This window comes from Mesorhizobium sp. M2A.F.Ca.ET.043.02.1.1 (assembly GCF_003952405.1).
Taxonomy (GTDB): Bacteria; Pseudomonadota; Alphaproteobacteria; order Rhizobiales; family Rhizobiaceae; genus Mesorhizobium.
Genome location: NZ_CP034445.1, coordinates 1,392,309 through 1,418,633, shown reverse-complemented (window position 1 = coordinate 1,418,633; position 26,325 = coordinate 1,392,309). Strand labels below are relative to the sequence as shown.

Sequence of the window (26,325 nt, the reverse complement as noted above, 5' to 3'; positions counted from 1 at the left end):
ATCGCGTGTGACCGGATCTGTCCTGAACGGCGCGCGGCGGGAGCTTGAGGCTTTGCCGTCTTCTTGTGGAGCCGCCCGGGTTTCACCTATTAAGTCAATTCGCTTGACTTAATTAGTCGATCAATCCTTTAATCGAGTCAAGAGGGGAAAAGACGGTGCACGATATCAGCCCGATCCGCGCCAAGAGCGGCACCAACCAGGAAGGCACCAGCGCGCACAACCGCCGTGTCATGATCGAGGCGCTGCGGCTCAACGGCGCGCTGTCGCGTGCTGACCTGGCGCGAGCGACGCAGCTTACCAAGCAGGCGGTTTCCAACATCATCGAGGATCTCGAGCGCGATGGGCTGGTTGTCGCGCTGGACGCGGTGCGCAAGGGCAGGGGGCAGCCCTTCACACCATACCGGCTGGTGCCCGAGGGCGCCTTCGCCATCGGGCTGCAGATCGACCGACATTTGACGCGCGTGGTGGTGGTCGACCTCGTCGGCAAGGTCATCGCGCGCGCCGAGGCAGGTCTGCCGCTCGACGAGCCATCAGCCGGCGTCAAGACCATCCTCGGCCTGGTCGACCGCGTCAGGCGCGAGCTGGCTTCCTTGTTCGCCCAGTCCGAGCGGCGGCTGGTCGGCCTTGGCGTCGCCATGCCGGGGCCGTTCGGCCTAAGGGAATCCGACGACACATGGATGATGCCTGCCTGGCAGCAATTCCCGCTGCTCGAGACGCTTGCCGCCGGCACCGGACTGAATGTCGGGCTGCAGAACGATGCGGCGGCCTGTGCAACGGCGGAGCGCATCGTCGGCGCCGCGCATGGCGTCGATCACGCGGTCTGCCTGTATGTCGGCTACGGCATAGCCGCCGGGCTGATCCTCAATGGCGAGCTCTACAATGGCGGCAGCGGCAATGCCGGCGAGATCGGCAGGGCGCTGCTGTCGCCGGCCGGTCCAGGCTCGACGCCGTTGGAGCACCGCGCCTCGCTCGCCTCGCTCTACCAGCATCTCGGCCTCGATCCCGCCGAAAGGGGGCTTTACGAGAAGCTCGGCGCGCTGGCGCTCGCGCAGGACGCAAGGGTCATGAGCTGGGTCGAAAGAGCCGCGTCCGACCTGCGCTGGAGCGTGCATCTGATCGAAACGATCTTCGATCCGCAAACCGTCATCCTCACCAGCACCGCGCCCGAGGCGCTGGCCCAGCTTCTGCACCAGGCCATGCATCCGCTTCTGCCGTCGATCGCGGATCGGCCCGCCCGCCGCCTGCCGCGGCTGCAACTGGGCACCACCGATCCCTGGGCGATCGCGGTGGGCGCCGCCGCCGAACCGATCAGCCGGGCCTTCGACCCACGTTTTTCCGCTATCCTGAAGGCCGGATAGAACGCTGACGATTAGCCGGTCGCCTGCTCCATACAGGTGGCCAAAGCCGCGTCGATGATGGCGAGCTTGACCGCCTGCGCGGTGAGGTACTCGCTGTAGAATTCGTTCGAAATCCACATGACGGAATGGCCGCGCCGCCCAAGCCAGCCGACGCTGCCGAGCGCCTCGGCGTCGCGCAGCTTGCGCGCAAGGTGGGTACGCGACAGCTTCAGCCACCTGGAGAAGTCGCCGATCGACAGCACGCCAGTCGGAATGCGCTCCTGGCCGGCATCCTGTGGGTCGACGCCGGCGATCAGCCAATCCATGACGACGCCGCCATTGTTGAGCCATGTGAACAGCGAAAAAGTCTGTTGCGGCTCCCGCACCGGCACCGAGGAGATCAGCCCATCCGCGATCAGCGGCTGCAACCGCACCAACATTTGCGGCCGTGCCTGGAACATTTGCAGCCGGCTCCCGCCGTCAAGAGCATCAAGCGTGATCAGATGCATATGAAGCCAGCCGATCAACAGCTCCAGGGTTGTGGCGGGCAGGTGCAAGGGGCGAATGCGGCCGTCGTCGGCCATTGGACCGACTTCGATGAAATTATAGTGCTGCATTTCCTTGATGAAGGCTGGGCCGTGTTTCGGCTTGCAACTGCATGCTGAACGGTGACGTCGACAAAACGCGCCGCCGTCAGTTCCTTCCGGTAGTCGCTGGGATCCCTGCGGAAATGCAGGGCAAGACAGATATGCGCCATCAGCCAGCGCTGCTGGGTGGCAAAGACCGAGGACGCGCGCGGGTTTCCTTCATAGGCCTGCTGCATCGCCCGGGCCTGTGCCTGGACGGCGGCATTCAGCGCCGGATGACCGACAATGTCTTCGAAGTTCAGCGCCATCCCCCCAGACTCCGCCAAATATCGCAATATGCGGATGCGGATAGCAGTTTTGGCCGGCGCCTGCCAGCGCAACCAGCGGTATTTGTCGGCTGGGTCCGAGAAGCGACCGTTGCGCCGGTCAGCTCTCGTCCGCCTGGGACAAACTGTCGTCGAAAGCCAGGTCGACTACGGCGAGCTTGGACGTCTGCATGACCATGTATTCGTCGAAGAACTGGCGTGAAACCCACATGACGGAATGACCGCGCTGGCCGACCCAGCCGATGCTGCCAAGCGCCTCGGCATCATTAAGTTTCCGCGCCAGGTGGGTGCGTGACAGCTTCAGCCAGTGCGCGAATTCGCTGACCGAGATGACGCTGGTCGGTATCCTGTGGAGATGAACGTCCTCCGGATCGATACCGGACATCAGCCAGTCCATGACGATGCCGCCATTGTTTAACCAGATAAACAACGAGAAAGTCCGCCCAGGCTCCCGCACGCCCTGGCTGGCCAGCAATCCGTCGGCGATGAGCGGCTGCAGCCTGGACAGCATCCCGGGTCGATCGAGGAAAGTTGTCAGCCGGTTTCCGCCATCTATGCGGTCGAGCGTCCTCAGATGTGCGTGGATCCAGCCGGTGAAGGTTTCGATGGTGCCTTCGGTGACCCGCATGGGGTGGGCGCGGCCGTCACCGCTGGCCGAAATATACTCGGCGATGTTGTAGCGAAGCATCTCCTTGACGAAGGCCTCGGCCGTGTTGCGGCTGGCCAGGGAATAGCGGCGTACGACGTCGATGAACCGCGCCATCGTCATTTCGGTGCGGCGGTCATTGGGATCGCGCCGGAAATGCAAGGCCAGACCGGCGTGACCGAGCAGCCAGCGCTGCTGGGTGGCGAACACAGCAGCCAGCCGCGGGCTTGTTTCGTATATGTGGATGAGCGCGCGCGCCTGCTCCTGGATACAGCGAAGCGCTGCCGGATGATGGGCGATCTCTGCGGCACTCAGCGGCATTTCCTGCGGTACTCCAGGCGATTTTCGAAGAACGGCAAATCAAGATTCCCAGTGTTCACCGGTTGTGTCCAGTTGCCTATTGGAACAACGAACGATCAAGCGACGCGTTTGTTGCTAACTCGTTGCGTCGGTTCGGGAAACCCGTCCCAATAATAGTCCGGCCCGCAGCCCTGCGTTGAATTGGCGGCGTTCTGCCGAGCCATGGGAATGGTCTCCACCATATGTCTCCCGGCCTTGGCCGAGCAGGGGCGCCGGCAGGTGGTCGGCGCCGGCCGATAATCGAAGGTGAACCGAAGTTCTCGTGTGGACTTTGCAGCGAGGAAGCGGCTACCTATCGTGATGCCTTGACGCCATTTGCCGAGGCCGCCCGGGTGAAATGATGCCGAGAACAATCCGGACACTGACCGCCAGCGAAGTGGAAACGCTCGTCGACTGGGCGGCTGGAGAAGGCTGGAACCCGGGCATCGGCGACGCCGCGGCGTTCCAGACAGCCGATCCCGACGGATTCATCGGCGCTTTCGTCGATGGAGAGATGGTGGCCGGCATTTCGGCCGTCGCATACGGCACGGGCTTCGGCTTCATCGGCCTCTATATCTGCCGGCCCGACCGGCGCGGCGAAGGCCATGGCAAGGCGGTCTGGGATGCCGGCATGGCACGCCTCGGCGACCGCATCATCGGTCTCGACGGGGTGGCCGAGCAACGGGCCAACTACCAGCGCATGGGCTTCGTGCCCGTCTACGAGACCGTGCGCTACAGCGGTCGCCCCGCCGGATTGCCGGGGGGAAGCGACATACGGCCAGTGATGGCCGGCGACATGGCCGGGATACTCGCCTATGATCGCCAGCGTTTCCCGGCGCCGCGGGAAGCCTTCCTCCGGGAGTGGCTGCGGCAGCCCCGGATTGCGCTGCTCTGTGGCGGATCGGCCGGCATTGCCGGCTATGGCGTGGCCCGCCGATGCCGGGAAGGCTTCAAGGTCGGACCCCTGTTTGCCGACAGGACGGACCTTGCCCTGGCATTGCTGGCGGACCTTGTGGGCAGGATCGGCAACGATACATTGCATATCGACGTGCCGGCCAGCCAGGTTCAATTCACCGCCATGCTTCAGGCCGCCGGCTTGGTACCGGGCTTTGCGACGACACGCATGTACAAGGGCGGCAAACCCGGTAACGCCCCCTCTACAGTTTTCGGCATCACGACGCTCGAGCTGGGATGATCGGGGGCCGGCGAAGCCGCTGAGGTCATTGTTTTGCCTCGCTGTCCATGCGACAGGGCCCCATGACATGATCTAGGGACATTGTGTGCCTTGCCGGGCGCTGCGTGGCGTGGAGGTTGTCAAATGGCTGGCAGGACGGTTCTGATCGCCGGTGGCGCCGGGGGCATGGGGCTTGCGACCGGACTGCGCCTCGCGGCCGACGGTGAGCGGATCGCGCTCGCCGACCTTCCCGGTCCCAAGCTCGACGCAGCCGTGGCCAAGATTGTCGCGACCGGGGCGGATGCGGTGGGTTTGCCGCTCGACATCCGCTCCGTCGCTGCCTGCCGCGACGTGGTGGCCAAGGCCAGGAACTGGGGCGGCGGCATGGACATCCTGGTCAACGCCGCCGGCGTCTGGCTCGAGGGGCCGGCGAGCGGGGTCGAGGAAGATCAGTGGGACCTTGTGCTGGACGTCAATCTCAAGGGAGCGTTCTTCCTGATCTCGGCGGCTGTCCCGCATCTGGCGGCGGCGCAAGGCGTGATCGTCAACATTGCGTCCGACGCCGGGCTCGTCGGCAACAATGGGGCGGCCGTCTATTGCGCCTCGAAGGGCGGGCTGGTTCTGCTGACCAAGGCACTCGCGCTGGAACTCGCCCCGCGAGGCATCAGGGTCAACGCCGTTTGCCCCGGCGATACGGCAACGCCGATGATCGAATATCAGGCCAGGACCTATGGCGGGGACGATCCCGACGGCTACAAGCGCCGGCTTCTCGGGCACTATCCGCAAGGGGGCAAAGCAAGGTTCATTCAGGTGGAAGAGATCGCATCCTTCATCCACTACCTCTGCCAGCCGGGCGCGGCGCCGATCACCGGGGCCGCGCTGTCGATCGATTTCGGCGTCAGCGCCGGCTATTGAAAAAGCCTGGGCAGTTTCATCGCGGGCATGATTGCCCGCGTCGACATGCCGGCATTCCAATCGTGGAGAGGAAATGATCGTGTTCCGCAAATCCCGCAGGGCGCTGGTGACCGGCGCGGGCGCCGCCGACGGCATCGGCGTAGCGGTCGCGCGTGCGCTGGGCGAGGCCGGCCTTTCGGTCGTCATCACCGCTTCGTCCGCGCGCGTCGAACAGCGGGCCGGGGAACTGCGGGCGGAGGGGCTCGATATAAGCGCCGTTGTGGCCGACCTGACGGTTTCGGGCGATGTCGAGCGCTTGTGCTCGCAGGCCGGCGAAATCGACGTCCTCGTCAACAATGCCGGGATGGGCGCGGTCGCGCAGCCGGCGTTGCAGCGGCGGTTTCTCGACCTCAGCGAAAGCGATTGGGACCGCGGCATCGACGTCAGCCTCAAAACCGCGTTCCTGAGCACGCGCGGATTCCTGGCCGGCATGGTGCAGCGCTGCCATGGGCGCGTGGTCAACATGGCTTCGGTGACCGGACCTTACGTCTCCAATGAAGGCGAGGCCGCCTATTCGGCGGCGAAGGCCGGCATGGTCGGGCTGACGCACGCGCTCGCCCTGGAGGTTGGCCGCAGCGGTGTCACGGTCAACGCCGTGGCGCCGGGCTGGATCACGACCGGCGCATCGACGCCGGAGGAACTCGCCGCTGCCCGCAACACGCCGCTCGGGCGCGCGGGCAGTCCCGAGGAAGTCGCCGCCGCCGTGCTGTTCCTGGCGTCGGACGGAGCCAGCTATGTCAACGGCGCCGTTCTCGTCGTCGACGGCGGCAACATCCTGCAGGAACGCAAGGGATGAGCGCTGGGATGCGCGAACGATGGTCAGGAGCGGCACTGTCGCCTATATAGGCGTTTTTTCAGCCTGATCGCCGTTCCGTGACCCCTGCCGCCCGCCTGCAAGCCACAATCGAACTTATGGATGAAGTCGATAGCGTCGCGCGTCCCGCGGATGCTGTCGTCTCGGCGTGGTTTCGGGCTCGGCGCTATATCGGCGACAGGGACCGTGGCCAGATTTCGAAGTTGCTTTATGCGCTTCTGCGACACCATGCACGGCTTGGTTGGTGGCTGGCCAGGCATGGGCGCGAGGATAGGCCCCGCAACCGCCTGCTCGCGTGGCTCACGCTGAAGGAAGGCGAGACGGCCGATCAGATCAAGCGCCTGTTCAACGGGGCGAAATTCGCGCCTGCCATCCTGACGGATCACGAGCACGCGCTGCTGGTCAAATTGCGGGGAGGCACGATCGACCATCCCGGCATGCCGGAAGAGGTGCGCCTTGAATGCCCGTCCTGGGCGGCCGATCCCCTGCGGCGCCGTTTCGGGGAAGCGTTCGGCCAGGAGATGTCCGCGCTTCTGGCGCCGCCGCTCCTTGATCTGCGCGTCAACCCGATCAAGTCGACGCGCGAGGCCATGCTCAACGCGCTGAAGGATCTCGGCTTGCGGGCGCAGCCATCTGCCATCGCTCCTTACGGCATTCGTGTGCATGAACGCCCCTCGCTGGCGAGCCTGCTGATGCTCAGGACCGGTGAGGTCGAGATCCAGGATGAGGGCTCGCAGCTTGTCGCCATGCTGGTCGATGCCCGGCCGGGCGAGCGCGTGGTCGATTTCTGCGCCGGAGCCGGCGGCAAGACGCTGGCGATCGCCGTGCAGATGAACAACAAGGGCCATGTTGTCGCCTGCGAAGTCCTGGAAGGCCGTTTGAAGCGCGGCGCCGAGCGCTTCCGGCAGGCAGGATTGCACAATATCGAGACACGGCTCCTGGCCGGCGAAACGGATCGGTGAATCAAGCGCCACAAAGGTGGTTTCGATCGCGTGCTGGTGGACGCGCCATGCAGCGGCACCGGTACCTGGCGACGCAACCCCGATGCACGCTGGCGCGCGCAGGAGGAACAGGGTCTGGACAATCTCGTGTCGCTGCAGGCCCGGATTCTGGCGAGCGCGGCGCGTCTGGTGAAGCCCGGTGGACGGCTGGTCTACGCGACATGCTCCATGCTGTCCGAGGAGAATGAGGAACAGGTGGTAGCGTTCCTGGCGGCACATCCCGGTTTTCGTGTGGTGCCGCTTCACGAGGCCGCGCCGCAACTGACGAACTCATCTCATCCGGACTATCTGTCGCTGACGCCCGCGCGCAACGATACCGACGGCTTCTTTGCCGCAGTCATGCAGCGAGAAGGTGCGCTCCCAGGTGGGCGCCCATAGCCATTCGCGCGATCCATTTTTTTGAATGACCCGAATGGGGCCGAGAGCAGTCCGGCAGCGTTCGGACTGGCGAGCCGGGAAACCGACGTTCCATTCGGCGCACCACGCCATCAGCATCGGAGCCATGCTCTGCTTGGCTTCAGGTAGGCAGACCTGCCTCGGGCTCTGTTCACTCCGTTGGCAGTGGCACAAGGTCGAGCTTCGGCACGATTTCCTCTGTCGCATCGTCAAGCGGTGGCGGTTCTTCTTCAGCTTCCTGCTTCGGTTCGACCATCAGCAGGCCTACCACGATCAGCGCTAACGAAACCCAGGTGAGCGCCGGTATCGCTTCGCCCAGCAGCAACATGCTCCACCCTATACCGGCCGCGGTTACGGCGTAGGCGTTCTGGCTTGCGAACACAGCACCTGTGCTGGAGATCAGCGCAATGAAGAGCAGCATGGCCAGATTGCCGGCAACTGCCATCAAAATGACAATGATGCCAAGCCTTCCGGTCAACAAACCAACCGGTATGAAATCCCCATAAAAGGCCGCGAGCGGAATCAGCATCAAAAGCGAAGCAACCAGGACCATGCCGAACATGGCGACGCTGTCGACGGCAGCGGGTTTGAACTCCGAAAGATAGATATCCTCAGTGGCATAAGTGACCGGGATCACAAGCGCGATGGCAAGCCACAACCAATTCGTGTTCATTTCCCCCGGCTCGCCAAAGAAAAGGATGATGACGATGCCGACGAGACCCAGTCCAAGCCCCAAGAACCGTTTCATGCTCGGCGCTTCGGTCCGCATCAAGGCCGCGAACAGGAATACGGCGAACCCTTCAAGTACGATGACGATGGAGACGATAAAGGCCGGAAGCTTGCTTGCCAGCCAATAGACCAGCACCTGATTGACCACCGAGCTGATGAACGCGAGGATGATAACGAACCGCCAATCCGAGCGCGTGAGAGCAGACAGCCTCGGCATGGTCCTGCGCTTGAGGCTAATCCCGAGGCAGAACGCAGCTCCGATGAGGTCAATAAGGATCGCTAGTCCAATCGGGTGAGCTTCAACGAGCGAAGCCATTTTCGACAGCGGGACGACAAGGCCCCACAGTCCTCCGCAGGCCAACAGCAGCAAGGCTCCGCGGAATGTGCGGATATTTTGCCGCATTTTGCGTTCGCGCTCGTAAACCTTTTGGGCCATCGTTGCGAACACACTGGCGAGCTTGCCCAGACCATCGGTTCGGGCTGCCACATCGCGGATGCCCAGCTTCGAAGGGTTGAACCTCCCACTTTCCAGGGTCGCGGCCGCTTTCGTCAACTTGGCTACCTGACGCAGATATTCCTTCTCTACGTCACGCAGTCGCTTTTTCTCGATGCACGTGGAAATCCGCGCCTTGAGAAGCGCCAGCTCGAAATCCTTGGGCAAGAAATCCTCGGCGCCCAATTCAATCGCCTTCACGACGCTGCTCATCTCATCGTCGAGCCCGGAAATCACAATCACCGGCACATCCCGGGTCCGGGGCGAGCTCTTGAGGCTCGTCAGCACCTCGAAGCCGTCCATCACCGGCATCATGATATCGAGAAGAACAAGATCGAAATTTTCAATTGCGAGCAGATCGAGAGCCGCTCGCCCGTTCTCTACAGCCTCGGCTTCATGGCCGAGAGCCTCCACCGATTTTTTGAGCTTGATCCTTATGGTCCGAGAGTCGTCGACGATGAGAATTCGGCCAGGGTTGCTCACGCTAATTCCCCAGGTTGAAGATTGCTCGAAGCTCGCTGCTGGCGACGTCGAAGGCACGCTGTGCATCGCCGATCTCGGCAAGACTTGCGGGTTCGCCGCTTGCGCACCGCGCCTCCACCCCGGCGCAGATCTGGCTGAGATCAGTCGCACCCATATCCCGCGCATTCGATTTCAGGGAGTGGGCAGCCCGTCGGACGGCAGCGTGGTCGGAGGCCTGACATGACGACCACATGCCCTGCATGATGGATGGCCCTTCCTCCAAGAAGGACTCCACAAGCTCCAGAAGGTCGGCTTCCTCGCCACCGACAAGCTCACGCAGCTTGTCCAGCGCCCCTCTGTCGATCGCCACAACATTCCCCGATGTATGCTTCTTCGAACCAAAACCAGCGACAAAACATCTGCCGGCGCTGGCAAAAACGAGCGAAGTCGAACTCTCTGCTCCCCTTCTTTCAGAGTTCCATCGCGTTGAAAAGACAGATTATCGCACCAATGCTAAATTAGCGAGATCCCTATTCCCGGCGATGCTGCCGCGACGCTAATCTCGATTACTCCGACGCCGCTGTTCCACCTAGGCACGACCGGGCGCGCTGGCATCTTCAAATTCACCCGCTGCACCCCGCGAACCTTCACCCAAATTCACGACGGCCTTGTTCAGGGAGGCTATAAGATCTTCGACACGCAACGGTTTGCTCAGATAATCGTCCATTCCAGCATTCAGGTATCTCTCGCGATCACCCGCCATCGCGTTGGCGGTCAGGGCAATGATGAATGGTCGATGCACGGGTTCGGCATTGATACGGCGGATCAATCTTGTCGCTTCGAGCCCATCCATGTCAGGCATTTCGATATCCATTAGGATAACGTCATGGCTGCCCTGGCTGTAGGCAGCGATCGCCGACTGGCCGTCGATTGCCAGGTCCGGCTTATATCCCAAGCGCTCGAGCACCTTAGAGCCAAGCTTGCGGTTGGTGGCATTGTCGTCGACCAAAAGAATCTGCAGTGGAAACGTGTTCGCCATCGAACCGTCAAAAGCGGGAGCCTTCGGTTGATCGGCTCGGGTGGAGCGAGCCGGCGTTCCAACGAAGATCGACAGCAACGTATTGAGCAATGGAGAAGGCTTGATCGGCTTGGATAGCGCGGCCGCAAACCGCAGACTTTCAATTTCCTTTTTCCTGTCCTCCGACATTGGCACCATGGAACTAAGTAGCACCAGCGGAACGCCTTCCATGCTTTCGAGCGCGCGGATTTTTCTAGCGAGTTCGATGCCATCCATGTCAGGCATGTTCATGTCGAGAACGATGACATCGAAGACTTCCCCTGCTTCAAGCCTTCGCAGTGCGTCGCGCGGGTGTTCGCTCGCCGACGCGACCATATTCCATGACTGCGCCTGCAGGGCCATGATGCGGCGGTTGGTTGCGTTGTCGTCCACGACCAGCAACCGCTTGCCTGCCAGTCCGACGGTAGCCGTCGGGGCGTTTGCTAATTGGCGCGATGCCACGGGCGCGCGAATCGTGAAGAAGAAAGTGGTGCCTTTTCCTTCCGCGCTGTCGACCCAGATCTCGCCGCCCATCAACTCTACCAGACGCCTGCTGATGGCCAAGCCAAGTCCGGTTCCGCCATAGCGCCTGGTCGTAGAAGCGTCGACCTGGCTGAAGGATTTGAAGAGCCGGTCCATCCGGTCGCCGGGGATACCGATGCCGGTGTCGCGAACCGAAAATTGGAGCGTGCAAATCTTCCCCTCGCCGTCCTCGTTTGAACCATGGCTTGTGGCTGCGGGCGCGATCGTCATCACCGAAAGGACGATCTCTCCCCGCTCAGTGAATTTGACCGCGTTATTAAGGAGGTTGATCAGCACTTGGCGAAGCCGACTACTGTCGGCAATTACCGCCTCCGGCGTACCGGGCTCGATCAAATAGCTCAGATCGAGCCCTTTTTCGGCCGTTCTCGGAGCTATTAGATCGATCGCACTTTCCAGGCAATCGCGCAATTCGAACTGCCGGGGATCGAGATCGATCTTGCCCGCCTCGACCTTGGAGAAATCGAGTATGTCATTGATGATGGTGAGCAGGGCCTCGGCGCTGTTGTTAATTGTCTCTCCAATTTCCCGCTGCTCGTCATCTAGTTTTGTCGCCAGGAGCAAGTTGCTCATTCCGATCACGCCGTTCATTGGCGTACGAATCTCGTGGCTCATCGTCGCCAGAAACGAACTCTTCGCCTCATTTGCCGCCTCGGCCGCCTCCTTTGCCTGCTGGAGAGCCAGGGACAACTGTTTGAGCTCAGTGAATAGTTGCGCGTTGTGCAGGGCAGAGCCCGCATTGGCGGCAATGGTGGAAAGCAAGCGGAGCGAGTCATCGGTAAAAATGCCCTCCCGCGTGGTGCTCTGAACACTGATAACGCCAAGCGTTCCTTGGGCCGTTTTGATCGGAACGCCGAGGTAGGACAAGGCATTCTTGCCGACGGGGGTGGCCCCGATCTGAGCCCCCCTTTTCGCCACATCCTGATTGATGAGCAGCGGCTCGCCGGTCTGTATGATCTTGCTCGTCAGTCCCTCGCCGAGCGTGAGCGTGGTGAAGGCCTCGCCAAACTGATAGGGGAAATGGATTAGCTTAGTTTCCGGATGGAGCAGAGCGACGTAGACGATATCGGCATCGAAGATTTCCTGCATCTGATTGCCGATCAGCTGGATCGTGCTTTCGAGTTCGGATTCCGCTATCAGCGCCTGGCTGACCATACTGATGGCGCCGAGCTCGGCAGCGCGAGCTTCTGTCACTCTCAGCAGACGCTGCGTTTCGTTAAACAGGCGCGCATTGGCTATGGCGACCACCATGTTGGAGGCAACCGTCTGCAGGAGGCGTACGTGATTTTCGTCAAACGCATTCTCCCGGTAGCTTTGTACACTGATAACCCCCAGCGTTCTTTCACCAGACTTGATGGGAACACCTATGTAAGATGCGGTCCTGTCCTTTTCGTCTGGAAAGAATGCACCAAGCTCTTTTCCTCCCTCGAGAGTCTTGAAGACTAACGGGCGCCCTGTATCTATGATTTTGGACGCTACACCCACGCCAAACGGAAATGGATCAATAACTCTATATTGCCTGAAGTATGCATAAGGCACATGGATCAAACCGGATTCGCTGTCATGCAGCAGAATTTCACTGACCTCGGTCCCGAAGGCCTCCCGCACCTTATCGCCTACAAGACGAATTACTGTATCCAGGTCTAGTGACTGTGTCATAGCCTCGCCAACGCTATTGAGAATAGCGAGTTCTGCCGCGCGGTCCTCGGTTACCTTCAGCAAGCGCCTGGTCTCGGTGAACAGCCTCGCCTTTTCAACTGCAATAGACGTCGCATTACCAATCGTGGTGAGCAGATTCACGTCCGATTCATTGAAGGCGTGCTCGTGATCGAGGTTTTGCAGGGAAATGACGCCCTTTGCCTGTCCTCCGATGATCAACGGTACGAACAGCCCCGACTTAGCTGCCTCACCCTGCAGCACGGGGTTGCCGTATTTCTCGGACGCAGTGACAGCATCATTGAGCAGCAATGGCTGCCCCGTATCCATGACATGTTTCCGAAAACCAATGAGCGGCATCGGTAAATCGGGGAAGCGAACGTTCCGCTCAATCGTATAAGGAAAATGCAGAAGGTTGTCGTCGGGATCGAACAGTCCGATATCCACCACCTGGGCATCGAAAATCTCATGAATCTGGTCGCCGATCTGGTCATATATCTCCTGCATTTCCAAATTGGAGACGAGCACTTCCTGAACGCCATTCACGAAGGCCAGTTCAGCATTACGAGCCTCCATCATTTTCAATAGGCGCTGGGTCTCGTCGAACAGGTGGGCGTTAGAGATAGCGACGCCCATGCTGGATGAAAGCCCCTGCAACAGACGCACATGATCTTCATTGAAGACATTCTTCTCGTAGCTCTGGACGCTGACGACACCCAAAGTCCTGTCGCCAGCGATGATTGGCACACCTAGGTAGGATTCGGTCCTGTCTTCCTCTGTAGGTATAAGTGCACCCGGAGCAACGTGTTGCTCAGTCGTACCCAATACCAATGGTTTGCCTGACAGTATGACCTTTGAGGTCAGCCCTTCGCCCATCGCAAATGGTTCGGGGTCCTGATAGCCCTTGTAAAATGCATAGGGTACGGTGATTAGGTCAGACTCCTCATCACGCAGGAGGATTTCGGTGACGTCCGTTCCGAATATTTCGCGCACCTTATCACCGACGATGCGTGTGACGGTCTTGACGTTCAGCGTCTTCGCCATTGCTTCGCCGACGCTGTTGAGAATGGCCAGTTCCTTTGCGCGGTCCTCAGATACTTTCAGCAGCCGCTGCGTTTCGTCGAAAAGGCGTGCATTGGCAATCGCAACGCCCATGCTTGATGACAAGCCTTGCAGCAGGCGCAAATGATCTTCGCCAAAGGCATTCTTTTCGTAGCTTTGAACACTGACAACGCCCAGGGTTCTGCCACCGGCGATGATTGGTACGCCGATATACGATTCTGACCGCTCCGCTTCGCTGAGGAAGATCGCACCGAACTCAATGGACTGTTCAGACGTCCCGAGAACCAGTGGTTTTCCAGAGAGGATGACCTTGGAGGTCAGCCCCGCGCCCAAAGTGAAAGGCGCGACGTCCTGGTACTCGCGGTAAAATGAATACGGGACGGTGATGAGATCAGAGGCCTCGTCGTGCAACAAAATTTCGGTTATATCCGCCCCAAATATTTCACGTACCTGATCGCCCACGATGCGGGTCACCGTCTTGACATTCAGCGTCTTTGCCATCGCTTCACCGACGCTGTTGAGGATGGCCAATTCCTTCGCGCGCTCCTCGGCGAGTTGAATCAGGCGCTTGTTTTCGGCGGAAAGTCGATCAAGCTCGATTGCCGCGTCAGCATAATTATTTTCCAGTTCGGCAATACGGCGATCTGCGGATGCCAGGCGACTTGCAAGATCGCTTCCCACCGAGCCCTGCATATTGGCTTCTCCCCAAAGGGCCTTCCGCCGGCTTCAGCGGAATGCTTCCCACCCGTATATTAGTAAGTAGTGTTGCACGACAGGCGCCCGATTGACAGACCGGCGAGGCGTGGCCTTGGGACAAGCTCCGCGGCTCGGCTTCCATGTCTGCTTCCAGGCGGCGGCAAAATTCCCTCCAGCGGCCGAGATGAGCGCAAAGCTGCCATGGCGTCTTTGGGGCCGGAAGCGGACGGTCCGGTTCTGGGACGACCTAGCGAGAAAGATGCCATTCCGCTGGTGCCCCCATCTTGGCCGCAACGACGTCGCTTGCCGTTGCCGGAAAAACAACCGCGGCGCCGCGTCGGCCGCCTTGCGCCAGCACCTGCCTCTTGACGCTTTCAGCCGTGATACGCTCCTACCAATCGGTCATCAGGGGTGCGTGGCTGAAGGCGGGTGACGAGCGTGGCGAGTTTGGCTTGACGGTGTGTGTCAAAGGAATCCTGATTCCTTTAGATTGCGACTAGGCCTAGCCCGGTGGCGAGGCAGCCACAGGATGGACATTTCAGCCCATATGGAAAATGATCATGTGCCGTGCACAATATTGCAGTGCTCGGGTCTCGACGAAAAAGCCTGAGCGTAGAAGCGGATCAACCGACCTCCGGGTCCAGCGAGGGGGACGCAAATGGATATCACAGGCAATGGGCAATTGCGTTGCGACGTGGGCGAGCGACCCCGTCGATCGGCCGGCTGGCTTGCCTGCGCCACCGCGTCGGCGGCATTCCTGCTCGGCATGGCTTTCAGCAGCACTGCGTTTGCGCAGGACCAGCAGCTGCCCGTGGTGACGGCGGCCAAGCCGGTGGTGCGTGACATCATCGAGGACGACGAGTTCGTCGGGCGTTTCGAAGCCGTCGACCAGGTTGCCATCCGTTCGCGCGTCAGCGGCTATCTGGACAAGGTCAGCTTCCAGGACGGCGCACTGGTCAACAAGGGCGACCTGCTCTTCACCATCGACCAGCGTCCGTACCAGGCCGCTTATGATGCCGCCAAATCGCAAGTGGATGTCGCCAAGAGCCTGCTCGAATTCACCAAGATGCAACTGGATCGCGCCAACGAACTTGCCAAGACCGGCAACATCTCGCCCGCCACGGTCGACGACCGCCGGCGGGAATACCTTGCGGCGCAGGCGCAGATGCAGGGCGCGACGGCTGCGCTGACGACGGCCAGCCTGAACATGGAATTCACTGAGATCAAGGCGCCGTTGTCCGGCCGCATCGACCGCCGGCTGGTATCGGTCGGCAACCTCGTGCAGCCGGATTCCACCTTGCTGACGACCATCGTCACGCGCGACCCGATCGACTTCTATTTCGACGTCGATGAGCGTCTGTATTTCAGCTACGCCCGCGACGCGATGGCGCGTGGCGGCAGCATGCAGGAAGGCGCCGGCGGGCTCGATGTGCAGATTCAGGTCGCCGACCGCGCGGAGGCGGTGGTCAAGGGCAAGCTCGATTTTGCCGAGAACCGGATCGACAACGCGACCGGCACAATGCGGGTTCGTGCGACGTTTCCCAACCCCGACGGCGTTCTCCAGCCAGGCATGTTCGGGCGCATCAACGTGCCGGGGTCGCTGCCGCATAGCGGCGTGCTGGTGCCTGACGAGGCGATCGGCGCCGATCAGGATCGTCGCATCGTGTTGCTGGTGGACGAGGCCGGAATGGTGTCGGCGAAGCCCGTGCGCACCGGACCGCTTCTCGACGGCTACCGGGTGATCCGCTCGGGCCTGACCGGCGCCGAGACGATCATCGTCAACGGGCTGATGCACGCAAGGCCCGGCACCAAGGTGAAGGTCGAGATGGTGACGTTGCCGCCCAAGGTCGAAACCGCCGGGTTGCAGCAATGAGGTTCGCGCATTTCTTCGTCGACCGTCCAATCTTCGCATCGGTCGTTTCGATCGTCCTGCTGATCCTCGGCGGTATTGCTTATACCCAGCTGCCGGTCGCGCAATATCCCGAGATCGCGCCGCCGACCATCGTCGTTCGCGCGCAGTATCCGGGCGCCGACGCCCAGACGGTCGCAGCGACGGTGGCAACGCCGATCGAGCAGGAGATCAATGGCGTCGAGGGCATGCTCTACATGTCATCCTATTCGTCGGGCGACGGGTCGATGGCGCTGACCATCACCTTCAAGCTGGGCACCGATCTCGACAAGGCGCAGGTGCTTGTGCAGAACCGCGTGTCGGTCGCCGAGCCGCGCCTGCCCGAAGAGGTCCGCCGCCTCGGCATCACCACCACCAAGAGCTCGCCCGACCTGATGATGGTCGTGCACATGCTGTCGCCCGACAATACCTACGACCAGCTCTACGTCTCGAACTACGCCCGCTCGCGGGTGCGCGACATACTGCTCAGGTTAGACGGCGTCGGCGACCTTATCATCTTCGGCGAACGCGAATATTCGCTGCGCATCTGGCTTGATCCGGAAAAACTGTCCGCCCTGGGAATGACCTCGGGCGATGTGGTGCAGGCGCTGCGTGATCAGAACGTCCAAGTGTCGGGTGGCTCGATCGGCGCGCCGCCGACGGGCACCGGCACGGCGTTCCAGTACACGGTCACCACGCAAGGCCGCTTCAACGACGCCCGCGACTTCCGATACGTGATCGTCAAATCGACCGACGACGGGCGCCTGATCGCGCTGCAGGACGTGGCGCGCATCGAACTCGGAGCCAAGGATTACGTCACCAACTCCTATCTTAACGGCAAACCGGCGGTCGCGCTCGCCATCTTCCAGCGGCCGGGCACCAATGCGCTCGCCGCGGCCGCGGAGATCCAGGACAAGATGAAGGAGCTTTCCCGCGACTTTCCGAAGGGGTTGAACTACGACATCGTCTACAATCCGACCGAGTTCGTCGCCGAGTCGATCCAGGAGGTCTACAAGACGATCCTCGAGGCGATGTTGCTCGTCATCATCGTCATCATCGTCTTCCTGCAGTCGTGGCGCATGGCGATCGTGCCGATCGTGGCGATCCCCGTGTCGCTGATCGGCACCCTGGCGGTGCTTTACGCCGCCGGCTTCTCGCTCAACATGCTGACGCTGTTCGGCCTCGTTCTGGCGATCGGCATCGTCGTCGATGATGCGATCGTCGTGGTCGAGAACGTCGAGCGCAATATTGCCAGTGGGCTGGCGCCCAATCCGGCGTCGCACCTCACAATGAACGAAGTCGGAACGGCCATCATCGCGATCTCGCTGGTGCTGATAGCCGTGTTCGTGCCGACAGCCTTCATCCCCGGCATTTCCGGGCAGTTCTACCTGCAGTTTGCGATTACCATCGCGGTCTCGACGGCGATATCGGCATTCAATTCGCTGACGCTTTCGCCAGCTCTGGCCGCACTGCTGTTCAAGCCGCACCATGCCGCGGCGGCGGCGCCGCGCTTTTTCCCGGCGCGGTTCGGACGGGCGCTCGCCGACGGCTTCAATCGCGGCTTCGACAGGGTCGCCCATTGGTATTCCAGCATCATTCGCGTGCTGGTCGGCTCGCGGATAGCGATCACCGCCATGCTGGCCGTTTTCGCGGCCCTGATCTACGCCACGGTCTACATGGTGCAGACGGTGCCGCGCGGTTTCATTCCGTCGCTCGACCAGGGCTATGCGATCGTCGTCGTCCAGTTGCCCGACGGCGCCTCGCTGTCGAGGACCGATGCGGTCATCCAGCAGGCGTCGCAAATCATCCAGAAAACCCCAGGCGTCGACTACGCAGTCGCGTTCGCCGGCTTCTCCGGCGCGACCTTCACCAACGCCAGCAACCAGGGCGTCATCTTCGCCAGGTTCAAGCCGTTTGATGAGAGGCTGAAAGCCGGCCAGTCGGCGACCAGGGTCATCGGCAATCTGTTCGGCAGCCTGCAAAGCATCAAGGAAGCCTTCATCATAGCACTGCCGCCGCCGCCTATTCGCGGCGTCGGCAATGCCGGCGGCTTCAAGCTGCAGATCCAGGAGCGCAACAGCGCCGACATGCGGCAGATCCTGGCGCTTGCCTACGAAATCGCCGGCAAGGCCAACAAGACGCCGGGGCTGATGGGCGTGTTCACCACCTTCTCCGCGTCGAGCCCGCAATTCTTCCTTGCGATCGATCGCGACAAGGCGCGCATCCTGAACGTGCCGATCCCCAACATCTTCGAGACTCTGTCGATCAATCTGGGCACTGCTTATGTCAACGACTTCAACGCTTTCGGGCGCGTCTACCAGGTGCGGGCGCAGGCCGACCAGGCCTTCCGCCTCGATCGCGCCGACATCTTGAAGCTGAAGGTTCGCTCGGCGACCGGCGCGCTGGTTCCGCTCGGCACGTTGATCGAGATCCGCGACGTCACCGGCCCGGCGCTGGTCCAGCGCTACAACATGTACGTCTCGGTGCCGCTGCAGGGCAACGCCGCGCCCGGCGTTTCCACGGGCGACGCGCTGGCATTGATGGAAGGGATCACGGCAAAGACGTTGCCGGCCGGTACCTCCTACGAATGGACCGAGCTCGCCTATCAGGAACGCAACACCGGCAATGCCGCAGTCTATATCTTCGGACTGTCGGTGCTGTTCGTCTTCCTGGCGCTGGCGGCGCAATATGAAAGCTGGGTGCTGCCGTTCGCCATTGTGCTGGTGGTGCCGCTCGGCGTGCTCGCGGCGTTGCTCGGCGTGACTTTCCGAGGGCTGGACAACAACATCCTCGTGCAGATCGGCCTCATCGTGTTGATCGGGCTTGCCGCCAAGAACGCGATCCTGATCGTCGAATTCGCGCGGCAGGCGCAGGAACGGGGCCTGTCGGTCGCAGAGGCTGCCGTCGAAGCCTGCCGGCTCAGGCTGCGGCCGATCCTGATGACCGCCTTCGCGTTCATCCTCGGCGTCGTGCCGCTGATGATCGCAACGGGCCCGGGCGCAGAAATGCGCCAATCGCTCGGCACCGCGGTGTTCTCCGGCATGCTCGGCGTCACCTTCGTCGGCCTGTTCCTGACGCCGGTGTTCTACGTCACGCTCAGGTCGCTGTTTTCAGGGCGCAACCCCCGTGCCGAAGCCGAGCCTTCGGGGCCGGCAGAGACGCCATCGGAGACGCCCGCCGAGTAGGGTTACGAATTCGCCGCGACCGCGCGAACGGCGACGTTTCTTCCTTCCTGTCGAGGCGAGGTTGGCGATTGTCCGAACTAATGTCGGCCCAACCTCGACGGCTGGTGTCGCTGCCGTTACGAGAGACGCTTGAACCCCATAACGGTCATTCGCCGAGTCGTTCTCAAACGACTGCATTGGGGCGCCAAGCTGCCTGCGAAATCGGATCTGCTTGTGGCTCGGATCGCCACCCGGCAAATCAGCTATGCTGATGAGCGTTACGGCTCACTTCTTTGGAAAGGGCACGCCCTTGGTGGTGAATCGCTGTCCTCTGCCGATCGAGCGCACGGGGCGCTTCGTGGCGGCGGCCTTGCCGGTGCCGGGCGGCTGGTGGGCAGGCACGAGCTGGTCGGGGCGGGGACCGATCAGGTCGGCGCGGCCCATCTCCTTCAGGGCATCGCGCAGCAGTGGCCAATTGTCGGGGTCGTGGTAACGCAGGAATGCCTTGTGCAGCCGGCGTTGCCGCCCGCCGCGAACGGTCTCGACCTTGTCGGTCGCGCCGCGCCGCACGCCCTTCAGCGTGTTGACGCCGGTGTGGTACATGGCCGTCGCGGTCGCCATGGGCGAAGGCAGGAAGGTCTGCACCTGGTCGGCGCGGTAGCGGTTCTTCTTCAGCCAGAGCGCCAGCTGCAGCATGTCCTCGTCGGTCGTGCCGGGATGGGCGGCGATGAAATATGGAATGAGGTAGTATTTCTTGCCGGCTTCCTTGGCGGCTGCGTCGAACATCTCCTTGAAGCGGTCATAGGTGCCGATGCCGGGCTTCATCATCTTGTCGAGCGGCCCGCGCTCAGTGTGCTCTGGCGCGATCTTGAGGTAGCCGCCGACGTGGTGGGTCACCAGTTCCTTGACATATTCGGGGCTCTTGACGGCCAGGTCGTAACGCACGCCGGAGGCGACCATCACCTTCTTGACGCCCTTGACCTCGCGGACCTTGCGGTAGAGCCGGATCAGGTCGTCATGCGAGGTGTTGAGGTTGGGGCAGATGTCGGGAAACACGCAGGACGGCAGGCGGCAGGCCGCCTCGATCTTGGGGTCCTTGCAGGCCATCCGGTACATGTTGGCGGTCGGCCCGCCGATATCGGAGATCACGCCGGTGAAGCCCGGGGTCTTGTCGCGGATCTTCTCGATCTCGCGCAGGATCGAGCCCTCGGAGCGGTTCTGGATGATGCGGCCTTCGTGCTCGGTGATCGAGCAGAACGTGCAGCCACCGAAGCAGCCGCGCATCACCGTCACCGAGAACTTGATCATGTCCCAGGCGGGGATCTTGGCGTCGCCATAGGACGGGTGCGGCGCGCGTGCATAGGGCAGGTCGTAGACGGCGTCCATCTCCTCGGAGGTCAGCGGGATGGGCGGCGGATTGAGCCACAGGTCGCGGTCGCCATGGCGCTGGACGAGCGGGCGGGCATTGCCGGGATTGGCCTCGCGGTGCAGCACGCGCGAGGCGCGGGCATAGGCATCGCGATCGCCCTCGACCTGCTCGAACGATGGCAGCCGGATCACGATATCGCCGGGCTTGCGGCTGGCGCCTTCGTCGGCGGAATCGAGATCGTCGGCATGGAGTTCCGTAAAATGCCCGAGCACGCGGCGAAACAGGGCGACGCCCCTGATGGCGTCGAGTTGGCGTGGCGTGTCGCCGGCGGCGAGCCGGTTCGCCACCTCGACGACGGCGCGCTCGGCATTGCCGTAGATCAACAGGTCGGCCTTGGCGTCGGCCAGGATCGAGCGGCGCACCTTGTCGGACCAGTAGTCGTAGTGGGCGATGCGGCGCAGCGAGGCTTCGATGCCGCCCAGCACGATAGGCACGTCCTTGTAGGCCTCGCGGCAGCGCTGCGTATAGACGATCGTGCAGCGGTCCGGCCGCTTGCCGCCCTCGCCGCCCGCCGTATAGGCGTCGTCATGGCGCAGCTTGCGATCCGACGTATAGCGGTTGACCATGGAATCGAGGTTGCCGCCGGTGACGCCGAAGAACAGCCTTGGCCTGCCCAGCGCCTTGAACGGCTCGGCCGACTGCCAGTCGGGCTGCGAGATTATACCGACCCGAAACCCCTGGGATTCGAGCAGACGGCCGATGATCGCCATGCCGAAGCTCGGATGATCGACATAGGCATCGCCGGTGACCAGCACGATGTCGCATTCATCCCAGCCGAGCGCCGCCATCTCGGCGCGGCTCATCGGCAGGAACGGCGCAGCCTTCCCGGCATGAGGCTTGCTGCCGGACAACGGAACGATGTTCTTTTGGGCGCTGGCTATGGTTTCCATCGGCCGACGTATAGGCCGCCGCCAAGGCGAATTCAATTAAGCTCGATCTTGGGCTCCGGAAATGCATTGGGACGATGGAGCGCGCCCGCTTATGGCTTGCGTCGAGCAGGGCCTCAAAACCCGAAAGGCCCGGGCGCCGCAGCAGGAGCGCGTAATTCCACCAAGAGAATGGAGGTCTTGGTTACCACGCCCATCAGCACAACCAGGCCAATTACCACGGGCATTGGAGAAGCTGGTGCCTGCCACCACTGGAGGCAGTCGTGCTCCACGGCAAACTGCAGCATTTTCCACTTTGAGGCGAAATAGTTCTCAACTATGGTCTTGCTAGGCTTAAGGCATGGGGGATTGCCGATGGTTCTATCACGCAGGGGTGTCGTGATCGGCGGCCTGGCGCTGGTCGCGGTCGGTGCAACCGGCAATATTGTTCAAGCCGCGACCGCGAAATCCTTTTTCGCCGGCACCGCCATCGACAACAATTTCGTCTATCGAAAGACCAACTTCGCCAAGATAGACAAGAGATGGCATCGCCAGATCGTCAAGTATTTCAGCAGCGAGCCGGTCGGCACCGTCGTGGTCGATACCCGCCACCACTTCCTCTACCTCATCATGGAAAACAAGACCGCCATCCGCTACGGCGTCGGCGTCGGCAAGGAAGGCTTCAAATGGTACGGTCGCGCGACGATCGAGCGCCGCGCGCTATGGCCGCAATGGGTCCCGCCGCCCGAAATGCGTAAGCGCAGGCCGGAACTGCCGGACATGATCGCAGGCGGCGCGTCCAACAATCCGCTCGGGCCACGCGCGCTCTATCTGTACCGCGACGGCGCCGACATCGGCTACCGCCTGCACGGTACGCTGGAGCCATGGAGCATCGGCACCGACGCTTCCAGCGGCTGCATCCGCATGTTCCCGGAAGACATAATCGACCTTTACCAGCGGTGCCCGATCGGCACCGCGGTGGAAGTCCTGCCGCACATCGCCGACCAGGCGCCCGCTTCCACCTCTGTCGAATGATGGCGCCTCATGGACCGCATGATTGAAAACACCCGCCGGCTGCTCGCCGCCAGCCTGCTGGTGCTGACCGCATCCTGCTCGACCAGCAACACGCTGGCCCCTTCCACGCCCGACGTCACCAACGCCGAGATTGCCGCCTTCCAGAACGTGCAGCCGGGCAGCGAGGAGGATTTTATCCTTAATGTCGGCCGCCGCACCTATTTCACGAAAGGTTCGGCCGCGCTCGATTCTGTCGCCAAGACCACCCTCGACACCCAGATCGCCTGGTTGGCAAAGTATCCGCGCTGGCTGCTCAAGCTGCAGGGTTTCGCCGACGATCCCGGCGCAAACGAAACGGCGCTGTCGCAGCAGCGCGCCGATGCAGTGATGGACTACCTCGCCGCCGGCGGCATAGACCGTAGTCGCATGTGGGCCAAGGGTTACGGCAAGGACAGGCTCGTCCGCGACTGCCCTGACGCCGCCTGCAGGTCGCAGAACCGCCGCGTTGTGTCTAATTTGCGCGATGAGAGGGACGAGCCGTAGAGGGGGAGTGTCTCAGAAGATGGGAGCGGCTGGTCAACGCCATTGCGAAGGGCCATGGCGACCCAACCGTGCTGGGACCGCAATCAACAACGCTGAACGAAGAGCGCAAGAGCATTTTGGCAGGGTTGGATCGGGTACCCGCTGCGACCGATCGTGCTGCACCCTGCGGTGCTCGCCCGCTACGAGGGGCAACTGAACCAACTTTGGACCGGGCGTGCCAAGGGCATTGCTTCCTGGCGATTCCGGATGTGCAGAGGCAATGCGTGGCCTGATCGAAACCGTTACGGTGTTTCGAGATCCTCGAAAACCGGCGCATTGAAGTCGAAATCGCTGGTCGGATGACGGCACTCTTGGGCAACAACGCCTTCCCCACAGCGTCCAAGGAGTAGGGGGAAGATGGTAGCGGGAGAGGGACTTGAACCCCCGACCCCAGGATTATGATTCCCGTGCTCTAACCAACTGAGCTACCCCGCCAGGGTGGCAAATGGCCCGGAAAACCGTCCAGAAGGAACGGGCGTCGCGAGGCGTTCGCCAAGGTCGCGCGGATATAAGGTTGGGAGGGTGAGCCTGTCAAGCTTGGATGATGCCGACACGCCGGCATAATCCAGCCCGTATAATCTCGTCCCAGAAAAGCTTTGCCGGACAGACACTCAGGGCATCTCCCGGGGTTGAGTTCGGCGGGGCACGTCGCTATGTCTCGGCCATGAAATTCTAGAGTTTGAACGAATGAAGCCGCGCATCGCCGTCCTCGGTTGCGGATACTGGGGCAGCAACCATATCCGCACCCTTAAGGCGCTTGGCGCGCTCTATGCCGTTTCCGACGTCAACCGCGCCCGCGCCGAAGGTTTCGCCAGCGAGCAGGACTGCCTGGCGATCGAGCCGGACAGGCTGTTCGAGAGAAACGATATCGACGCCATCGTCATGGCGCTGCCGCCGCAATTCCATGCCGACACCGCCGTGCGGGCCGTCGAAAGCGGCAAGGACGTGCTGGTGGAGAAGCCGATCGCGCTGACCGTCGCGGACGCCGAGCGCGCGGTGAAGGCGGCCAAGGACAATAGCCGCGTGTTCATGGTCGGCCATGTGCTGCGCTTCCATCCGGCCTTCGAGACGCTGAAGGGGCTGATCGACAATGGCGAGCTCGGCGAGGTGCGCTACATCCATTCGCACCGGCTCGGTCTCGGCAAGTTCCACACCGAGAACGACGCGCTCTGGGACCTTGCGCCGCACGACTTGTCGATGATCCTCGCCATCACCGGCACCGAGCCGATCGAGGTGAGGGGCGAGGGCGCGGCGCTGCTCGACAATCTCAGCGACTTCGCGCATCTGCATATGCGCTTCCCGAACGGCCTGCGCAGCCATCTCTTCGCATCGCGCCTCAATCCCTATCGCGAGCGGCGGCTGACGGTCGTCGGCACCAAGGCGATGGCGGTGTTCGACGACGTCGAGCCCTGGGAGCGCAAGCTTGCCGTCTACCGCCACGCGGTCTGGCAGGACAGCGGCCAGTGGGCATTCACCGCCAACGAGCCCTCCTACGTGCCGGTCGGCGAGGGCATGCCGCTGACGCGCGAGCTCGCCCATTTCATGCAATGCATCGAGACGCGCGCCGAGCCGCGCACCGATGGCGAGGAAGCGATACGGGTGCTGCGCATCCTGACCGCGGGCACAGTCATACACACCGGCTCGTCGGTCTGAGCCGTCCTGAAGCAGCGACGATAAGACTGAGAACTTACTCGGCGGGAATCTGCGCCGGCCTTGCCGCAAGCCTGGACAGCATGGCCTCGGCCTCGGCTCCACGCTCGGAACGCTCGATGAAACCGCCGCCGAACACCCGCGCCTCGTTTCCGTCGTCGGAATAGAGCACGCAGGCCTGCCCAGGCGCGATGCCGGACTCGCCGTCGGCCAGCTCGACCGACGTCACACCGTCGCGGTGATGCAGCACGGCCGGACGCGGCGGCCTGGTCGAGCGGACTTTTGCGAAGAGCTCGATGCCGCCGGCCGGTACGTCCGACAGCGGCCCGTCGCCAAGCCAGTTCATGGCGCGCAGATAGATCTTGTGCGTCTCCAGCGCCTCGCGCGGGCCAACGATGACACGCGCCCGGTCGGCATCCAGATGGACGACATAGAGCGGCTCGCCAGAGGCGATGCCGATGCCGCGGCGCTGGCCGATCGTGTAGCGCAGGATGCCTTCGTGGCGGCCGAGCACGCGGCCATCGATATGGACGATGTCGCCTGGGTTGGCGGCGGCCGGCTTCAGCTTGGCGATGATGTCGGAATATTTGCCCTGCGGCACGAAGCAGATGTCCTGGCTGTCCTGCTTGGCGGCGACCGTCAGCCCCATCTCCTCGGCAATGGCGCGGACCTGCGGCTTCGACAGGCCGCCGAGGGGAAATCGCAGATAATCGATCTGCGCCTGCGTGGTGGCGAACAGGAAATAGCTCTGGTCGCGGTCGGCGTCGACCGGCCGGTAGAGCGCGCGATGCGCGCCATTGGCGCGCGAGCGGATGTAGTGGCCGGTGGCCAAGGCGTCGGCGCCGAGATCCTGCGCGGTGGCTAGGAGGTCGGCGAACTTGACCGTCTGATTGCACGATACGCAAGGGATCGGCGTCTCGCCGGCGACGTAGCTCTCTGCAAAGGGATCGATGACCGCCTTGCGGAAACGCTCCTCATAGTCGAGCACATAGTGCGGGATGCCGAGCGTTTCGGAAACGCGGCGGGCGTCGTCTATGTCCTGGCCGGCGCAGCACGAACCGGCGCGATGGGTGGCCGCGCCGTGGTCGTAGAGCTGCAGCGTCACGCCGACGACGTCATAGCCTTCTCGCTTCAGGATGCCCGCAACCACGGACGAATCGACACCGCCCGACATCGCGACGACAACGCGGGTTTCTTCTGGGCGGCGAGGGAGGTCGAGGCTGTTCATGGTGCTTTCACTGTGCGGCGCTCAATGCCAATGGCCGGAATATAGGTCAAGCGCCACGTCTGCGCCAGCTTGCGGCCCAGGACGAAATTACCGGCAATTCAGGGCCTGGAGGTCGGTGTTTCAAATTCTAAACGATATCCTAACCGGGCGTTCACGATCCTTACCTAGTGATTAGGGTTCGCTTAGGCAATTTTTAAAGCTGTGGCGGTACTGTGGCGGGGATTGGGTCTTTGAG

17 protein-coding genes, 1 tRNA gene and 1 pseudogene are annotated in these 26,325 nt (G+C 62.2%); 10 read left to right on the top strand and 9 right to left on the bottom strand.

From position 1 onward, the window contains the following. Positions 1 to 155: 155 nt before the first annotated feature. Positions 156 to 1,358 carry an ROK family transcriptional regulator gene (locus tag EJ068_RS06725; RefSeq protein WP_127251383.1) on the top strand — a complete coding sequence of 401 codons (1,203 nt, stop codon included), beginning with the start codon at positions 156 to 158 and terminating at the stop codon, positions 1,356 to 1,358. Positions 1,359 to 1,369: 11 nt separating this feature from the next. Here the strand turns inward: EJ068_RS06725 and EJ068_RS33810 are convergent, their stop codons facing one another. From EJ068_RS33810 to EJ068_RS06715, 3 genes are all read right to left on the bottom strand, one after another. Next, positions 1,370 to 1,921, bottom strand: a complete 552-nt coding sequence (locus EJ068_RS33810) for a hypothetical protein (protein WP_348527554.1) — start codon at positions 1,919 to 1,921, stop codon at positions 1,370 to 1,372. Then, positions 1,861 to 2,232, bottom strand: coding sequence for a hypothetical protein (locus EJ068_RS33805; RefSeq protein ID WP_190237920.1), 372 nt, complete (start codon positions 2,230 to 2,232; stop codon positions 1,861 to 1,863). Before EJ068_RS33805 ends, EJ068_RS33810 begins: the two co-directional genes overlap by 61 nt. 118 nt (positions 2,233 to 2,350) lie before the next feature. After that, complete coding sequence (locus EJ068_RS06715) at positions 2,351 to 3,217, bottom strand: hypothetical protein (protein ID WP_127250692.1); 867 nt, start codon at positions 3,215 to 3,217, stop codon at positions 2,351 to 2,353. Between the two features lie 379 nt (positions 3,218 to 3,596). Here EJ068_RS06715 and EJ068_RS06710 point away from each other — a divergent pair, with 379 nt between their 5' ends. From EJ068_RS06710 to EJ068_RS33800, 4 genes and pseudogenes are all read left to right on the top strand, one after another. After that, on the top strand, positions 3,597 to 4,430 hold the full coding sequence (locus tag EJ068_RS06710) for a GNAT family N-acetyltransferase (RefSeq protein WP_127250693.1): 834 nt from the start codon (positions 3,597 to 3,599) through the stop codon (positions 4,428 to 4,430). A 123-nt stretch (positions 4,431 to 4,553) separates the two neighbouring features. After that, positions 4,554 to 5,324: an SDR family NAD(P)-dependent oxidoreductase gene (locus EJ068_RS06705; protein ID WP_127250694.1), complete on the top strand. Its 771-nt coding sequence runs from the start codon at positions 4,554 to 4,556 to the stop codon at positions 5,322 to 5,324. Positions 5,325 to 5,403: 79 nt separating this feature from the next. Continuing rightward, a complete protein-coding gene (locus EJ068_RS06700) occupies positions 5,404 to 6,159 on the top strand; it encodes an SDR family NAD(P)-dependent oxidoreductase (protein WP_245463357.1) in 756 nt (251 codons plus the stop codon). 116 nt (positions 6,160 to 6,275) lie between these two features. Next, a pseudogene (locus EJ068_RS33800) lies at positions 6,276 to 7,556 on the top strand (RsmB/NOP family class I SAM-dependent RNA methyltransferase). A 169-nt stretch (positions 7,557 to 7,725) separates the two neighbouring features. Here EJ068_RS33800 and EJ068_RS06690 read toward each other — a convergent pair. The 3 genes from EJ068_RS06690 to EJ068_RS06680 form a co-directional block, all read right to left on the bottom strand. Further along, the gene (locus tag EJ068_RS06690) at positions 7,726 to 9,279 is read right to left on the bottom strand and encodes a response regulator (protein WP_210212039.1); all 1,554 of its coding nucleotides are present in this window, start codon (positions 9,277 to 9,279) and stop codon (positions 7,726 to 7,728) included. A gap of 1 nt (position 9,280) precedes the next feature. After that, positions 9,281 to 9,628: an Hpt domain-containing protein gene (locus EJ068_RS06685; protein WP_126081566.1), complete on the bottom strand. Its 348-nt coding sequence runs from the start codon at positions 9,626 to 9,628 to the stop codon at positions 9,281 to 9,283. Positions 9,629 to 9,847: 219 nt separating this feature from the next. Continuing rightward, positions 9,848 to 14,266: a GAF domain-containing protein gene (locus tag EJ068_RS06680; RefSeq protein ID WP_127250697.1), complete on the bottom strand. Its 4,419-nt coding sequence runs from the start codon at positions 14,264 to 14,266 to the stop codon at positions 9,848 to 9,850. Positions 14,267 to 15,035: 769 nt separating this feature from the next. Here EJ068_RS06680 and EJ068_RS06675 point away from each other — a divergent pair. After that, positions 15,036 to 16,142, top strand: coding sequence for an efflux RND transporter periplasmic adaptor subunit (locus EJ068_RS06675; RefSeq protein ID WP_189342031.1), 1,107 nt, complete (start codon positions 15,036 to 15,038; stop codon positions 16,140 to 16,142). Next, entirely contained in the window at positions 16,139 to 19,342 is a 3,204-nt protein-coding gene (locus EJ068_RS06670) for a multidrug efflux RND transporter permease subunit (RefSeq protein WP_127250699.1), read from the top strand. Before EJ068_RS06675 ends, EJ068_RS06670 begins: the two co-directional genes overlap by 4 nt. Before the next feature lie 264 nt (positions 19,343 to 19,606). Here the strand turns inward: EJ068_RS06670 and EJ068_RS06665 are convergent, their stop codons facing one another. Then, positions 19,607 to 21,640: a YgiQ family radical SAM protein gene (locus EJ068_RS06665; protein WP_127386007.1), complete on the bottom strand. Its 2,034-nt coding sequence runs from the start codon at positions 21,638 to 21,640 to the stop codon at positions 19,607 to 19,609. Positions 21,641 to 21,991: 351 nt separating this feature from the next. Between EJ068_RS06665 and EJ068_RS06660 the strand changes: the two genes are divergently transcribed. Both EJ068_RS06660 and EJ068_RS06655 read left to right on the top strand, forming a co-directional pair. Continuing rightward, a complete protein-coding gene (locus tag EJ068_RS06660) occupies positions 21,992 to 22,651 on the top strand; it encodes a L,D-transpeptidase (protein WP_126081573.1) in 660 nt (219 codons plus the stop codon). Between the two features lie 9 nt (positions 22,652 to 22,660). After that, positions 22,661 to 23,173 (top strand): OmpA family protein, encoded by a 513-nt coding sequence (locus EJ068_RS06655; RefSeq protein ID WP_126081574.1) that lies wholly within the window; start codon positions 22,661 to 22,663, stop codon positions 23,171 to 23,173. A gap of 397 nt (positions 23,174 to 23,570) precedes the next feature. Here EJ068_RS06655 and EJ068_RS06645 read toward each other — a convergent pair. Continuing rightward, positions 23,571 to 23,647: transfer RNA gene (locus EJ068_RS06645), tRNA-Met, on the bottom strand. A gap of 252 nt (positions 23,648 to 23,899) precedes the next feature. Between EJ068_RS06645 and EJ068_RS06640 the strand changes: the two genes are divergently transcribed. Next, positions 23,900 to 24,865 (top strand): Gfo/Idh/MocA family oxidoreductase, encoded by a 966-nt coding sequence (locus EJ068_RS06640; protein WP_127250701.1) that lies wholly within the window; start codon positions 23,900 to 23,902, stop codon positions 24,863 to 24,865. 34 nt (positions 24,866 to 24,899) lie between these two features. Here EJ068_RS06640 and mnmA read toward each other — a convergent pair whose 3' ends face one another. Continuing rightward, complete coding sequence (gene mnmA / locus EJ068_RS06635) at positions 24,900 to 26,090, bottom strand: tRNA 2-thiouridine(34) synthase MnmA (protein ID WP_129554499.1); 1,191 nt, start codon at positions 26,088 to 26,090, stop codon at positions 24,900 to 24,902. Between the last annotated feature and the right edge of the window lie 235 nt (positions 26,091 to 26,325).

Coding starts and splice junctions, on each gene's coding strand:
- EJ068_RS33810 (WP_348527554.1), bottom strand. CDS start 1,921: ATGGCCGACGACGGCCGCATTCGCCCCTTGCACCTGCCCGCCACAACC.
- EJ068_RS33805 (WP_190237920.1), bottom strand. CDS start 2,232: ATGGCGCTGAACTTCGAAGACATTGTCGGTCATCCGGCGCTGAATGCC.
- EJ068_RS06715 (WP_127250692.1), bottom strand. CDS start 3,217: ATGCCGCTGAGTGCCGCAGAGATCGCCCATCATCCGGCAGCGCTTCGC.
- EJ068_RS06710 (WP_127250693.1), top strand. CDS start 3,597: ATGCCGAGAACAATCCGGACACTGACCGCCAGCGAAGTGGAAACGCTC.
- EJ068_RS06705 (WP_127250694.1), top strand. CDS start 4,554: ATGGCTGGCAGGACGGTTCTGATCGCCGGTGGCGCCGGGGGCATGGGG.
- EJ068_RS06680 (WP_127250697.1), bottom strand. CDS start 14,266: ATGCAGGGCTCGGTGGGAAGCGATCTTGCAAGTCGCCTGGCATCCGCA.
- EJ068_RS06675 (WP_189342031.1), top strand. CDS start 15,036: ATGGCTTTCAGCAGCACTGCGTTTGCGCAGGACCAGCAGCTGCCCGTG.
- EJ068_RS06670 (WP_127250699.1), top strand. CDS start 16,139: ATGAGGTTCGCGCATTTCTTCGTCGACCGTCCAATCTTCGCATCGGTC.
- EJ068_RS06665 (WP_127386007.1), bottom strand. CDS start 21,640: ATGGAAACCATAGCCAGCGCCCAAAAGAACATCGTTCCGTTGTCCGGC.
- EJ068_RS06660 (WP_126081573.1), top strand. CDS start 21,992: ATGGTTCTATCACGCAGGGGTGTCGTGATCGGCGGCCTGGCGCTGGTC.
- EJ068_RS06655 (WP_126081574.1), top strand. CDS start 22,661: ATGGACCGCATGATTGAAAACACCCGCCGGCTGCTCGCCGCCAGCCTG.
- EJ068_RS06640 (WP_127250701.1), top strand. CDS start 23,900: ATGAAGCCGCGCATCGCCGTCCTCGGTTGCGGATACTGGGGCAGCAAC.
- mnmA (WP_129554499.1), bottom strand. CDS start 26,090: ATGAACAGCCTCGACCTCCCTCGCCGCCCAGAAGAAACCCGCGTTGTC.